Here is a 12,817-nt window from a genome sequence, read left to right as displayed (position 1 = left end):
CTCACGCGCACTGATGTTGCGCGCTCCAGCGCAGTTCAAAGCGCGCGGCACAATCGGTCCATGGCCCGCCCCCCTACTGCTACTGCCACCTCCACCGCCACCGAAGCGCAGGAATCCGCCCCCCTGCTCAAGAACCTGCTCGACGCCCAGGTGCTGGCGCAGATCGCCGACGCAGCATTGCAGGTGCACCCCGCCTTCGACCGCAAGGCCTTTCTGGCCCGCACCCGGCGCGGGTTGGATGATCTGTCCATCATGGCGCGCATCGCCCACGCAGCCGACGGCCTGCGCGCCCACCTGCCCGAGGATTACCCGCGCGCCCTGGCCCTGCTGCGCCGCATGGCGCCGCACGCACCGCGCGGCCTGCCCGGCCTGGTGCTGCCCGAGTTCGTCGGGCGGCATGGCCTGGGTCACTTCGATTTGTCACTGGACGCGCTGCGCGAACTCACGCCCTACAGCAGCGCGGAGTTCGCCGTGCGCCCCTTCCTCGCGCAGGCCCCGGCGGCGGCGCTGGCCCACGCCCTGCGCTGGGCTGAGGACGACAACGAGCACGTGCGCCGCCTGGCGAGCGAAGGCACGCGCCCGCGCCTGCCCTGGGCGCGTCGCCTGCCGCTGTTCATCGCCGAACCCCGGCACGCCCTGCCCATCCTCGAACGGCTGCAAGCCGACCCCAGCGACTACGTGCGCCGCTCGGTGGCCAACCACCTCAACGACATCGCCAAGGACCACCCCGAGTGGATGCTGGACCTGCTGGAAAGCTGGCCCACCGACCAGCCCGAGACGGGCTGGATCGCCAAGCACGCGCTGCGCAACCTCATCAAGGCCGGCCACCCCCGCGCGCTCGGCCTCATCGGTGCGAGCGCGAACGTGCAAGTGGCGCTAGACCACTTCAGCGTGAAACCCGCCACGCTGCGGCTTGGCCAACCCCTGCGGCTGAGCGCCACACTACGCTCCACCGCGCGCGCCACGCAGAACCTCGTGGTGGACTACGCCATCCACTACGTCAAGAAAAACGGCGACACCAGCCGCAAGGTGTTCAAGTGGCGCACCCTGCCGCTGGAAGCGGGCGCCACGCTGACGCTGGAGAAACAGCAGACCGTGCAGGACTACACCACGCGCAAGCACTATGCGGGCGTGCATGCGGTGGAGTTGCTGGTCAATGGGGTGAGTGTGGGAACGGGGCGATTCCGTTTGGTGACGGAATGAAGCGAGGCTTAGGGTCAGTGGGCAGATCCAGAATGGTTGCAGCCACTTGGATTATTGAACACGGACAAAAAAATGAGATTGATCGGCGATTTTTAATGGAAAAAATTTAGAAGCAAGATGAAATTAATAGAACTACTAATTCCATTGCTTGGCGTTCTACTAGGAGCAGCGATCACTGGAGCCGGTTCAGTATGGAAGGATCGTCAAGCAAGAAAGAGGTCCATCGCTAGAGCATTAAGTGAATTGCTTGAGGTGCGCCATCAAATGAATGCCATTGACTTAGTGATCCGGGAACTCCGGAGACATGTCTCCCTTCCGGCCGAATTCTCAATAGTTCTGGGCAACATGTTGAAGGAAATATTCCCGATTGATCCTGATATTCACAAGAGATACAACGACTCTATCTCGTCATTGGCAGAAGTCGATCCTGTTTTGGCTTTCCAGTTGCGATCAAAAGATCGAATACTGGATCTTCAATCATTGCCGATGAAATTGACCACACAATCCCAACTTCCGGCATCCGAGGCCGCTCAACTTGAGAATGCACTGCATCAGTTGGTGTTGCCTCATCTTGATTGGGCAGTCTTGGAGCTCGCGTCCGCTCACTCTCTGCGTACCAAGCACCGTGTAAAAATTTTCTTCGATGAGAACAAACACCCACCTCCAGAAATTGTTCGCTGGATTGAGGAGCAGGTCAAGAAAGCTGAAAAGCGCCTTGATAATTAATTCAACCTGAAAGTTTCAAGTCTAGATGCTGATATAGCTCCTGGATTAATACACGTCGGCTTGCGGCCGACCAGCGAGGATAAAGTGCTAGATAAAAAATTCGCAAGAAGTTTCCGCACTAAAAAATATGACTTACTCGTACGCAAGATCGTGGCCAGATCAGCAATCACGACAGACCAATCTATTGATAGAAAAAAGGTAATTCGAAGTTTTTGTGCAGGGAACTGAAAACGATCAAAAAAATACATTCGCGCGCAGTACTTTGAGGAAAAATTTCTGCGCGATCCACGATAGGCGATTCAACTTTGCGAACCAACCCTAGACTATTTCTGTTGCGGTTCACTCTGTTAAGAGGAGGCATACGCAAGTGGGACCGATCACTCTATTCGATAAATCATTCCTGCAAGGCCTAAGCCTAGACGAGGCCGTCTGGTTTGACAATTTCTTCTATCCAGTGATTGCCCCTCTTTTCTATATTGAGACGCTAGCGGATCTCTACAAAGCGCCAAGGAATGGAAAGACTCCCGAAGAAGAAGTAGGGATCATTGCTGCGAAGACACCTCAGCTCCACGGAGGCCCTTGCTATTTTCATATGGAGCTCTGCATTCAAGACTTGCTGGGAAATCCAGTGCCATTGACTGGGCAGATTCCCATGGCGGGAATGCGGCAAGTCATACGCAGTGGCAAGCAAGGTGCAATTGCTGAGGTATCTCGGGAAGCGAGGGCCTTTCACCGGTGGCAGAGAGGGGACTTCTTCGAAGTTGAAAGATTCAGTGCACGAGAGTGGCGCACTCAGGTAGAGAACATCGATTTATCTGCTATCGAGCACGCCATGAAGCAGATCGGTATTAACTCAAAAACATGCAAGAGCTTGGGTGAAGCACTTAAGTTGGCTGATTCAATTGCTGCTGATCTAACGAAGACGCCATTTCGCTTCGATGGAATGCTGGAAGTATTGAAGATTCCACTCAAACTACGCCTGCATATTAAAGATCGATGGAAGCGCAAGGGCAAGCCACCGCTACGGATATTCGCGCCTTATGCCAACCACATCTTGCGCGTCGAGTTATTCTTTCGCGCTGCCTTGGGAGCCAACCTTGTGGCGAGCACCCGTTCTAGCCATAAGGTGGACATGGCTTATTTGTTCTATCTGCCGTTCTGCACTCTGTTCACGTCAAGTGACAAACTACATCGTCAATGTGCTCCGCTGTTCATGCGACCGAACCAGGAATTCGTATGGGGAATTGATCTAAAGGCCGATTTGGCAACCTTGAGCGCTCACTACGGCGCAATGCCGACACAGAAAAAGCAGCAAGGCATCTACAAATTTGCCAACAGACTACCAACGGAATCACAAGGTCTCATTCGCAAACTCTTCGAAAAGTACACGCCGAATTTGCTGGAACCGGCCACAGCTGTTAACCCAGAAAAAATCGACGGCGCTGTACACGAAAAGCTGCTGGAGGATATAAAGCGCTGGGAATCGGCGTCGACCGTCACGGCATCTCGTCGCTCGACCAATGATGATCTTGAGGCCATGATCATCAAACGGGAGGTTAGCCGGACTCGCGGATCCTGGGTTCAGATCGGACCCGAAATGAAGGATCAAGACTAAACGGGTGACAGTTTTCTGAGGCTCACCCTTGAACCGCTTGCTGATCACCACCGACGCGTACAGCTGCTGATCAGCCACTCCACGTTCGTAGAACATCCCATAACGATTGTTTTCGACGCTTACGGTCCAAACAATCCCCCGCGCCAGGGCCCCAGCCCCTGGCTGATCGTCACAGGGACGCCTCAAAACCCGAGACTGGCCCCCGCACCCAGCAAAGTCGCCACACCCAACACGGCAAAGATCAGCGCCGCAATGCCGTGCACCAGGCGGATGGGCAATTTGTGCGCGAGCTTGTCGCCGATCAGCACGGCGGGCACGTTGGCCAGCATCATGCCCAGGGTGGTGCCCGCCACGACCAGGAAGGCTTCGGCGTAGCGTGCGGCCATGGCCACGGTCGCGATCTGGGTCTTGTCGCCCATCTCGGCCAAGAAGAAAGCGACGAAGGTCGCGCCAAACACACCCAGGCGCTGCGCGCTGCGGGCATCGCTGTCATCGTCGTCCATCTTGTCGGGCACCAGGGTCCACGCGGCCATGGCGATGAAGGACAAGCCGAGCACCCAGCGCAACACTTGCGGACTGACCAGGCTGGTGAGCCAGGCGCCCACGGCGCCCGCCAGGGCGTGGTTGAGCAAGGTCGCGGCCAGGATGCCCCAGATGATGGGCCAGGGGCGCTTGAAGCGGGCGGCGAGGATGAAGGCCAGCAGTTGGGTCTTGTCGCCGATTTCGGCTAGGGCCACGACGCCAGTGGAGACGAGGAGTGCTTCCATGAGAAATGTCCAAGGCCGGTGTACAGAGACGATTGACCACGACGCATCCCCGGCCAATTCGGAGGCTTCGTGGTCAAAGGTCTTGCCAGGCCAGGAGCTGCTTACGCCATGGCCGATAGGCCAAGTGTGTTGACGCAAACCTCTTCAGGGTGAAGAGCGGCTACTCCCCAATGACGAGGCGGATTCTAACAGCGGGTCTGAGGCCGACCCGGCCGCCTGCTTCAAGCTCAAGCGACTTCATGTGAGCCACGCAACCAGGCTGTGGGTGTGATGCCCTCGATCTGCGCGAAAGCGCGGCCGAAGCTGGCCGAACTGCCGTAGCCCACGTCCAGCGCCACTTGTTTGACGGCTCGCCCTTCGCGCAAAAAACGCTTGGCCAAGCCCACCCGCCAGCGCTTGAGGTACTCGGCGGCAGGCAGGCCCATGACGGTGCTGAAATGCTCCGCAAAGCGCGAACGCGACATGCCTGCGCGCGCGGCCATGCGCTCCAGCGTCCAGCCCGACTCGGGTGCGGCGTGCACGGCGGTCAACGCGCGCGCCAGCCTCGGATCGGACAGCCCGGCCATGACACCCCGGTCCATCAACTTGCGCTCCATGGCCAGGCGCAGCAGGCGAACCACCAACACCTCGGACAGTCGCTCCAGCACTGCGGCCTGGCCGCAGCGGCGGCTGGTGGCCTCCTCGAACAGCAAGTCGATCAAGGCAGTCGCGCCCGGCATGCTGGCCAAGGGCAGGCACAGGGGCAGATCCAGCCCTTGCAGCAGCGGGTTTTCGTCGCCCGCGCCGAACTCAACCGCCGCGCCCAGCACATCGGCGCGCCCCTCGCCCGCGGACCGCAGAACATGGCGCTGGGGACGGGCGTAGAAGATCAGCGAGGGCTCGCGCAGGACGCAGGCGCGTCGGCCCGGTCCGGCCAGTTCCACCGTGCCGCGCCGCAGCAGATAGAGGCGGCCCGTGCCTTCGGAGGTCTCGGCCTGCAAGGGACGCACTAATGCACCGTTGTGCAGCAACATGGCGCGCAACTCGAAGCGCTGTAGAAAATCGGTCAGTCGGTCCACAAGGCCAACTCCAGGACGAACGGTAAATCAATTGGTCATTTTGATCACCCATCGTACCGGATTACCTTCTACGATGCGGTCTCACACGATTCAACTTCCAGAGGGAACCTCGACATGAAAATCCTGATCCTCGGCGCCGGTGGCATCGGCGGTTATTTCGGCGCGCGCCTGATCCAGGCGGGCGCGGACGTCACCTTTCTGCTGCGCGAGCGGCGCAAGCAGCAGGTGGACAGCGAGGACCTGAAGATCGAAACGCCGCGCGGCCCTTTCAGCGTGCAGCCGCGCACGGTCACGGCGCAAACCGTGGGGCCGGACTATGACCTGATCTTGCTCACGCCCAAGGCCTATGACCTGGACAGCGCGCTGGCCTCGCTGGCGCGCGCCGATGGGCGCGGCGTGCTGCTGCCTTTCCTCAACGGCATCGACCATCTACAGGCGCTGGATGCGCGCTACGGCCGCGCGCGCGTCATGGGCGGCGTGGCCCACATCGCGGCCGCGCTCACGCCCGCGGGAGTGGTGAAGCAACTCAGCGATCTGCACCGCCTGACCGTCGGTGCGCGCGACCCGGCCCACGCCGCCCTGGCACGCGACTTCGCAGCCCTGGGCACGGGCGCCGGTTACGACAGCGTGCTCAGCGAGGACATCGAACAGGTGCTGTGGGACAAGTGGGTCTTCCTCGCCACGCTGGCGGGCATGACCACGGTTTGCCAAGGCTCGGTGGGCGAGATCGTGGCGACGAGTGAAGGCGAAGCCCTGACGCGCGCCATGTATGCACAGGCATGCGCCGTGGCCCAGGCCGAGGACCACGCCGTCGGCGCGGCGGCGCAGACCCAGGCCCTGACGATGCTGACGCAGCCGGGCTCGGCCTTCACGGCCTCGATGCTGCGGGACCTGCAAGGCGGGCTACCCACCGAGCACGAACACATCCTGGGCGCGCTGGCGCGCCGTGGCCAGCAGCTTGGCGTGGGCGTGGACCTGCTGCGTCTGGCCTACACGCACATGGCGGTACGGGCCGCGCAAGCCAAAGCGCCATCCACGACGCAGCCCTGAGCCCAGTCCCTGTCGGCCCCCAGCCCGGTGCTTTCAACGCACCAGCGCGGCCGACTTCACCTGCGCCCAGACGGCGAGCCCCGGGCCCAAGCCGAGCGCCTCACAAGCGCGGCGGGTGATGCGTGCCAGCAGCACAGACTCACCGCAACGCAGACGCACCAGCACTTGCGAAGCGTGGGCATCGGGCACGATGGCATCCACCACGGCGGGCAGCAGGTTCTGGATGCTGGTCTGTTGCGGCTCAACCAGTGCCAAGCTGACGTCGCGGGCCAGCACGCGCAGGCGCACCGCGCGGCCCACGGGCAGGCCCTCGTCGCGCACGCTCAACTCACCCCCCTCGAAGCCAACGCGGGCCAGGTGCCAGGACGCATCGCGCTCAAGCACCGTGCCTTGCAGCAAGGCGCCTGCGTCCTCGCCCAGCACCAGGGGGCTGTCGAGGGCGGACAGCACCTGCGCCACGGGGCCAGCCGCGCGCACCTGTCCACGGTCCAGCACCACCAGGTGTTGAGCCAGCCGCGTCAGCTCATCGGCCGAATGGGTGACGTAGAGCATGGGCAGGCGCAGCTCGTCGCGCAGGCGCTCCAGCCAGGGCAGGATCTCTTGTCGGCGCGCGGCATCGAGCGCTGCCAGCGGTTCGTCGAGCAACAGCAGGCGCGGCCCCGTGGCCAGGGCCCGTGCGATGGCCACGCGCTGGCGCTCACCGCCCGACAATTGCTGCACGCGCCGCGCGAGCAGGTGGTCGATGCCCAGCAAGGCCACGGCCTCGTCCAGCGTGCGCTGACCTTGGGCCAGGAGCGCGCCGCGCCAGCTGCGCTTCAGCCCGTAGTGCAAATTGCCGCGCACGTCGAGGTGTTCAAACAGGCTGGCTTCTTGGAACACGTAGCCCAATGGCCTGCGGTGCGTGGGCAGGAAGACGCCCGCCGCCTCGTCCTGCCAAACTTCGCCGCCCACGACCACGCGGGCTGGTGCATCCACGGCAGCGGATCGCGCGCGCTCCAGCCCGGCCACGCAACGCAGCACGCTGGTCTTGCCCGAACCCGAAGGCCCGTAGAGCACGGTGATGCCGCGCGCGGGCAGATCAAGATCCACGTAGAGCGTGAAGTCCGCGCGCGCCAGGCTCAGACGCACCTGAAAAGGCACGTCCGCCCGGGTCTGCTCGGCCTGCTCCTCGTCATGCGCTGCCAGTTTGTTCATGGCATGACCCGATCACGCCCGCGCCGCAGACCGGCCAGCACCAACAGCACCCCGAAGCTGAACAGCACCATGCCGCCCGCGAGCCAGTGGGCCTGCGTGTATTCCATGGCTTCCACATGGCCGTAGATCTGGGTCGAGACGACGCGGGTCTGCCCGGGAACGTTGCCGCCAATCATCAGCACCACCCCGAACTCGCCCACGGTGTGCGCGAAGCTCAGGATGGCCGCCGTCAGCACCCCGCCCTTGGCCTGCGGCAGGGCCACGGTGAAGAAGGCATCGAGCGGACGCGCCCGCAACGTGGCCGCCACCTCCAAGGGACGCGCGCCCAGAGACTCGAAGGCGTGCTGCAGCGGCTGCACCGCAAAAGGCAGAGAGAAGATGATCGAGCCGATCAACAGGCCCGTGAAGGTGAACGACAGTGAGCCCCAGCCCAACGCCTGGGTGATCTGCCCCACCCAGCCGTTGGGCCCCATCAGCAGCAGCAAGTAAAAACCCAGCACCGTGGGAGGCAGCACCAGAGGCAAGGTCACGAGCGCGCTGACGGGCGCGCGCCAACGTGAAGCACTGCGCGCCAGCCACCAGGCCAGGGGCGTGGCGACGAGCAGCAGCAGCAAGGTCGTCAGCGCGGCCAGTTCCAGCGTGAGCCGGATGGCCTGCCAGTCGTCATCGGAAAACACCATCGCCCCAGATCAGTCGAGACCGTAACCAAAAGACCGAATCACGGCTCGGGCCTTCTCGCCGCGCAGGTATTGCAGGAAGGCGACCGCGGCGAGATTGTCTCGCCCCGTCTTGAGCAAGATGACGTCCTGCCGGATCGGTGGGTGCAGATTCGCAGGCACGCGCCAGAACGAACCCTCCTTCAGCTTGCCGCCCTGCTCGTCCGGCGCCCAGACCTGCGACAGTGCGACGAAGCCCAGCGTCGCGTTGCCCGTGGCCACGAACTGGTGGGTCTGGCCGATGCTCTGGCCCTGCACAAACTTTGGTTTCAGCGCATCAAGCAGTCCGAGCGCGGTCAAGACTTCCACCGCCGCCGCGCCGTAGGGCGCGAGCCGGGGATCGGCCAGGGCGATCTTGTCGAATTGACCACGCTTGAGCACCTCCCCCTTCGCGTCCACCAGGCCAGGCTGCTTGCTCCACAACACCAGCGTGCCGATGGCGTAGGTGTAGCGGCCGTCCTTGCCGCCACCGCCCTGCCCTTCTTGCTCCAGCTTGGCCGGTGTTGTGTCGTCGGCGGACAGCAGCACGTCAAACGGCGCGCCGTTCTGAATCTGCGCGTAGAACTTGCCCGTGGAACCAAACGACAACACGGCCTTGTGGCCCGTGTCCGCCTCGAACATCGGGGCGATCTTCTGCATGGGCGCGGTGAAGTTTGCGGCCACGGCCACATTCACTTCGCCAGCGCGAGCGACCGTCAGCGGCACAGCAAACAAACTCAGAAACGCGGTAAAGGCTGGAAGAAATACAAAGACAAAGCGCTGGATCATGACGGTCTCGCTATTCCTAAAATGAACAGCGAAACTCTAGCACGAAACAACGAACCGCTATTCACAGCAAGAATAGCGATCCACTCCAAGCCATGAACATCAAGATCAGCGAATGCACCGGCATGCCCAAACGACGCACGACTACCATAGCCCCATGAGCAAAAAATCATTGCCGCTGGCCGACGTGCTGGGCTTCGAAGCCAGCGACAAGCGCATCGACATCCTGCGGCGCATCGGCCAGGTCGGCTCCATCTCGGAGGCCGCGCGCGGCGCGGGCGTGAGCTACAAGGCCGCGTGGCAGGCCCTGGAAACGCTGGGCAATCTGGCAGGCTTGCCTCTGGTGGAGAAGGCCGTGGGGGGCAGCGGCGGTGGCGGCGCGGTGTTGACCGCAGCGGGTCAGCGCGTGCTGCAGGCCGCCGACGCCTTGGCCCAGGCGCGTGCCCTGGCCTTGGCAACGCTGGACACGAAGGCCAACGACGGTGCCACCGCAGGTGCGGCGTCCAGTCGCGCCGCATCGGCCTTGCGCACCAGCATGCGCAACCAGTTCGCGTGCACGGTCGGCGCCCTGCGGTCGGTGCAAGGCCAGGTGCGGGTCCAGCTGCTGCTGGCACGCGATGGCGAAACGCCAATGGCCCTGCACGCGCGCATCACCCGTGAAAGCGCCCAATTGCTCGGCCTGCGCCCGGGGCTGCCAGTGCTGGCGCTGTGCAAGGCGACGGCGGTGCGTGTCACCGCACGGCCCGCGTCGGCGCGTGGCGGAGTGCGAGACGAGCTCGCGGACGCCATCAATCGACTGACGGGTGTGGTCATGCGTGCTTCGCGGGCGGCGGCGGGCGGAGAGGTCAGCCTGCGCTTGTCCAGCGAACCCGGTGTTTCCGGCCCGTCCATCGTGGGCTTCGCGGCGGCGGGTCATGGGCTACGAACTGGGCAGACGGCCTACATCGGCTTGGACGAGTCGGCCGTGGTGATCGCGGCGGTCGATTGAGTTCACCGCCTCAGCGGTGTCCCAAAAAAAAGCTGGCGCGCAGGCTGGTGTGATCAGCGCATCACGCCGAGGCGGTCAGGGCGCTAGCCACGGCCGAGGGCGCCTGGCCCACGCTGATCGTGGGCGTGCCATGCCACGCGGCGCAGCGCCGCACTGCCAAGGCGATGTCGCCGATCAACCGCTGGCTGGTTCGCAGGCCCGGTTCCAGATAGAGCGCCTTGACTTCGAAGACGCCCTGCTTGCGATGCGCCTTGGCGTCCAGCCTACCCACCAGCTTGCCCCGACTCAGGATGGGCAGCACGAAGTAGCCGTACTGGCGCTTTTCGGCAGGCGTGTAGCACTCCAGGCGGTAATCGAAATCGAACAACTCCACCGCCCGCTTGCGGTCCCAGACCACGGGGTCGAAAGGCGACAACAAGGTGGACACGGTCGACGCCAGCTCTCCCGCCTCGGCCTGCGCCAGCCAGGGCGCCAGATCGACGTGCACGAAGGCGTCGTGCTTCCATCCCTCAACGCGCACTGGCAGCAGCACGCCCTCGTCGGCCAGCGCGTGCAGCGCCGCGTCGTACTTGCCCCGCTTGAGGCGGTAGTAGTCCGCGACCCAGCCCGCCTTCACGAGGCCCAGGGCCCGACAGGAGCGACGCACCATGGCCGCTTGCGCGACCTCGGGCGGGGGCAGGTCACGGCGGTCGTCCCAGTGCGGGAGCACGCGCTCGGCCAGGTCATAGACACGCTGGAAGTTGCGGCGCTCCGAGACCATCAGGCGGCCGGTCGTGAACAACACCTCCAGGTGCCGCTTCTCGGGTTTCCAGTCCCACCAGCCCGTGCCCTTGCCCTTTGCCGCACCCTGGCGCTCGAAGTCGGCCGAGCGCACCGGACCCTGCGCGCGGATGTGCGCGAGCAAGGCGTCGATGTCCTTGCGGTGCGTCTCCATCCAGCGCGCGGAGAACTTCCAGCCCATGCCCGAGGGGTCGAGCATGCGGTGGCGCAGCAGGCCGTAGTCTTGTGTCGGCACGAAGCAAGCTTCGTGGGCCCAGTACTCGTAGAGGGTTCCCTCGGCCAAGGTCTGATCCAGCCAAGCCGGGTCATACGCGCCGAGGCGACTGAACAGCACCAAGTAGGGACTGCGCGCGACCACCTGGATGGTGTCGATTTGCAGCAAGGCCATGCGCTCGATGGCCGCCAGCACGTCGGCCTTGACGGCCTTCTTGCGCGGCGGCGTCAACAGACCTTGGGCGGACAGGTGGAGCGCGCGGGCGGCGCTCAGCGACAAATGCTGCGTCACCGAGTCACCACTTCACTGCGCCGCTTGCACGCGATTGCGACCTGCCTGCTTGGCGGCGTACAGCGCCTGGTCGGCCTTGTGCACCAAGAGCTTCATGCCCTCCACCGGCGTGAAACGACGCGGCGCGGCATCGCTGCCCGCGGCAGGCTTGCGCTCCTCCACGTCGAGCTGAGCCGCGCCCAGTGACACGGTGATGTGCAAGGGCGTGGAGAGATCTGTTTGCACCGGCATGGCCGCCGCGGCGATCGCCAACCGGATGCGATCCGCCGTCTCCACGCCGCCTTGGAGCGGGGTGTTCGGCAGCAACAAGACGAACTCCTCGCCGCCATAACGCGCGACCACATCATTGCCACGCAACTGACCTCGGATCAACTGCCCCACCTCGCGCAGCACGGCATCACCCGCCGGATGGCCATGGGTGTCGTTGATGCGCTTGAAGTGATCCACATCGAGCAGCAAACAGACCAGGGGCTGCCGACTGCGCTGGGCGGCCTTGACCTCCTCCAGGCAGCGGGCCTCGAAATACCGGCGGTTGTGCACGCCGGTCAGTGCGTCCGTCAGGCCCACCAGCTTGAGGCGCTCCGCCACGAGGGCGTTGTCCAGGCAAATCGCCGCCAAGGCGGCCAGACGCTCCAGGAAATCGGTGCTGTTGCCCGCCGAAAACCGCGCCGAATCGCGGCTGCCCAAATTGAGGCTGCCAATGCATTCGCCCCGGTGCAGCAAAGGCAGCAAGGCCGTGCTGCCCAGACCACGCACATTCACGCCCTGAAAAAGCGCGGCCTGGGCGGGATCGGGCGAGCCCAGCATGGGTCGCCAACCGCGCGCATAAATCTGACTCAGCAGTTGCCCGCTGCCCAGCAACAGCAGCCGAGCGAACCAGTCGGTGCCCGGCGTGGTATCCGGGGCCGGCTTTTCGCTGCGTTCGCCGGAAGTTGATTGGAAAGCGGGAGGTGATTCCGTGGTGGTTTGTGGGTGAGTTTCGGCATCGTCCATCGCGGCTTGAGCGGACTCGCTCCAACCTTCACTGAGCACGCGCGCGGCTTCGTACTGCGGGTCCACCAGGGCCAGCGTGACGGCGTCAAGCTCAAAGAGCACGCCAAAGTCGACCAAGAGCGCCTGGACCAAGGCCGTGAGGGAGGGCGCCGCGATCAGTTGACGCTCGATCTGGTCAAAACGGCGCAGCTTGGCCTGGTTCAGGCGGGCTTCGCTCAAGAGGCGGTCGAACTGAGTGCGCAAGCCGGACAGCTGATCCTGCGCGCTGTCGAGCTGTTCGCGCAGGCGCGCGTTCTCTCCGCGCAGCAGGTCCAGCGGCGAGCCAGACGCGCCGGCGACTTTGCCGGCCACCTCGCCGGGCTCGCCACCCGTTCCAAGTTCTTTCATCCCAAGATGTTACAGCGCCGGAATCCGGGTCGCATGTCAAGGTGCATCAAGAAGTACACCCGGGGCCGGG

The 12,817-nt window shown here is 63.7% G+C and carries 12 protein-coding genes and 1 riboswitch; of the genes, 5 read left to right on the top strand and 7 right to left on the bottom strand.

All coding sequences use genetic code 11. From position 1 onward, the window contains the following. Positions 1-60: 60 nt before the first annotated feature. From ACLBKS_RS14485 to ACLBKS_RS14475, 3 genes are all read left to right on the top strand, one after another. The gene (locus ACLBKS_RS14485; protein WP_410193512.1) at positions 61-1,203 is read left to right on the top strand and encodes a DNA alkylation repair protein; all 1,143 of its coding nucleotides are present in this window, start codon (positions 61-63) and stop codon (positions 1,201-1,203) included. A gap of 117 nt (positions 1,204-1,320) precedes the next feature. Next, positions 1,321-1,929 (top strand): hypothetical protein, encoded by a 609-nt coding sequence (locus ACLBKS_RS14480; protein ID WP_410193511.1) that lies wholly within the window; start codon positions 1,321-1,323, stop codon positions 1,927-1,929. A 367-nt stretch (positions 1,930-2,296) separates the two neighbouring features. Further along, a complete protein-coding gene (locus ACLBKS_RS14475; protein WP_410193510.1) occupies positions 2,297-3,544 on the top strand; it encodes a hypothetical protein in 1,248 nt (415 codons plus the stop codon). 182 nt (positions 3,545-3,726) lie between these two features. On the opposite strand, the gene ACLBKS_RS14470 is transcribed toward ACLBKS_RS14475, so the two are convergent. Then, on the bottom strand, positions 3,727-4,311 hold the full coding sequence (locus ACLBKS_RS14470) for a TMEM165/GDT1 family protein (RefSeq protein WP_410193509.1): 585 nt from the start codon (positions 4,309-4,311) through the stop codon (positions 3,727-3,729). Between the two features lie 15 nt (positions 4,312-4,326). Then, positions 4,327-4,492: riboswitch (yybP-ykoY riboswitch) on the bottom strand. 46 nt (positions 4,493-4,538) lie between these two features. After that, on the bottom strand, positions 4,539-5,369 hold the full coding sequence (locus tag ACLBKS_RS14465) for a cupin domain-containing protein (RefSeq protein WP_410193508.1): 831 nt from the start codon (positions 5,367-5,369) through the stop codon (positions 4,539-4,541). Positions 5,370-5,483: 114 nt separating this feature from the next. Between ACLBKS_RS14465 and ACLBKS_RS14460 the strand changes: the two genes are divergently transcribed. Next, positions 5,484-6,419, top strand: coding sequence for a 2-dehydropantoate 2-reductase (locus ACLBKS_RS14460; protein ID WP_410193507.1), 936 nt, complete (start codon positions 5,484-5,486; stop codon positions 6,417-6,419). 33 nt (positions 6,420-6,452) lie between these two features. Here the strand turns inward: ACLBKS_RS14460 and modC are convergent, their stop codons facing one another. Genes modC through modA form a run of 3 tightly spaced genes read right to left on the bottom strand, consistent with a single transcriptional unit; the run spans position 6,453 to position 9,097 of the window. Then, positions 6,453-7,613 carry a molybdenum ABC transporter ATP-binding protein gene (gene modC, locus ACLBKS_RS14455; RefSeq protein ID WP_410193506.1) on the bottom strand — a complete coding sequence of 387 codons (1,161 nt, stop codon included), beginning with the start codon at positions 7,611-7,613 and terminating at the stop codon, positions 6,453-6,455. Further along, entirely contained in the window at positions 7,610-8,293 is a 684-nt protein-coding gene (gene modB, locus ACLBKS_RS14450; RefSeq protein WP_410193505.1) for a molybdate ABC transporter permease subunit, read from the bottom strand. The genes modC and modB overlap by 4 nt, the downstream gene beginning before the upstream one ends. A gap of 9 nt (positions 8,294-8,302) precedes the next feature. Continuing rightward, complete coding sequence (modA, locus tag ACLBKS_RS14445) at positions 8,303-9,097, bottom strand: molybdate ABC transporter substrate-binding protein (protein ID WP_410193504.1); 795 nt, start codon at positions 9,095-9,097, stop codon at positions 8,303-8,305. A 154-nt stretch (positions 9,098-9,251) separates the two neighbouring features. Between modA and ACLBKS_RS14440 the strand changes: the two genes are divergently transcribed. After that, positions 9,252-10,082, top strand: a complete 831-nt coding sequence (locus ACLBKS_RS14440) for a TOBE domain-containing protein (protein WP_410193503.1) — start codon at positions 9,252-9,254, stop codon at positions 10,080-10,082. A gap of 61 nt (positions 10,083-10,143) precedes the next feature. Here ACLBKS_RS14440 and ACLBKS_RS14435 read toward each other — a convergent pair whose 3' ends face one another. Both ACLBKS_RS14435 and ACLBKS_RS14430 read right to left on the bottom strand, forming a co-directional pair. Next, complete coding sequence (locus ACLBKS_RS14435; protein WP_410193502.1) at positions 10,144-11,367, bottom strand: winged helix-turn-helix domain-containing protein; 1,224 nt, start codon at positions 11,365-11,367, stop codon at positions 10,144-10,146. A gap of 12 nt (positions 11,368-11,379) precedes the next feature. Next, positions 11,380-12,747: a diguanylate cyclase gene (locus ACLBKS_RS14430; RefSeq protein WP_410193501.1), complete on the bottom strand. Its 1,368-nt coding sequence runs from the start codon at positions 12,745-12,747 to the stop codon at positions 11,380-11,382. Positions 12,748-12,817 lie beyond the last annotated feature (70 nt).

It is taken from the genome of Hylemonella sp. W303a (assembly GCF_046452315.1).
Taxonomy (GTDB): Bacteria; Pseudomonadota; Gammaproteobacteria; order Burkholderiales; family Burkholderiaceae_C; genus Hylemonella.
This window is presented reverse-complemented; position numbering and strand designations above follow the sequence as displayed.

Excerpts from the sequence above, each read along its gene's own strand:
- ACLBKS_RS14460 (WP_410193507.1), top strand. The coding sequence starts at position 5,484 with ATGAAAATCCTGATCCTCGGCGCCGGTGGCATCGGCGGTTATTTCGGC.
- modC (WP_410193506.1), bottom strand. The coding sequence starts at position 7,613 with ATGAACAAACTGGCAGCGCATGACGAGGAGCAGGCCGAGCAGACCCGG.
- ACLBKS_RS14440 (WP_410193503.1), top strand. The coding sequence starts at position 9,252 with ATGAGCAAAAAATCATTGCCGCTGGCCGACGTGCTGGGCTTCGAAGCC.
- ACLBKS_RS14480 (WP_410193511.1), top strand. The coding sequence starts at position 1,321 with ATGAAATTAATAGAACTACTAATTCCATTGCTTGGCGTTCTACTAGGA.
- modA (WP_410193504.1), bottom strand. The coding sequence starts at position 9,097 with ATGATCCAGCGCTTTGTCTTTGTATTTCTTCCAGCCTTTACCGCGTTT.
- ACLBKS_RS14430 (WP_410193501.1), bottom strand. The coding sequence starts at position 12,747 with ATGAAAGAACTTGGAACGGGTGGCGAGCCCGGCGAGGTGGCCGGCAAA.
- modB (WP_410193505.1), bottom strand. The coding sequence starts at position 8,293 with ATGGTGTTTTCCGATGACGACTGGCAGGCCATCCGGCTCACGCTGGAA.
- ACLBKS_RS14485 (WP_410193512.1), top strand. The coding sequence starts at position 61 with ATGGCCCGCCCCCCTACTGCTACTGCCACCTCCACCGCCACCGAAGCG.
- ACLBKS_RS14470 (WP_410193509.1), bottom strand. The coding sequence starts at position 4,311 with ATGGAAGCACTCCTCGTCTCCACTGGCGTCGTGGCCCTAGCCGAAATC.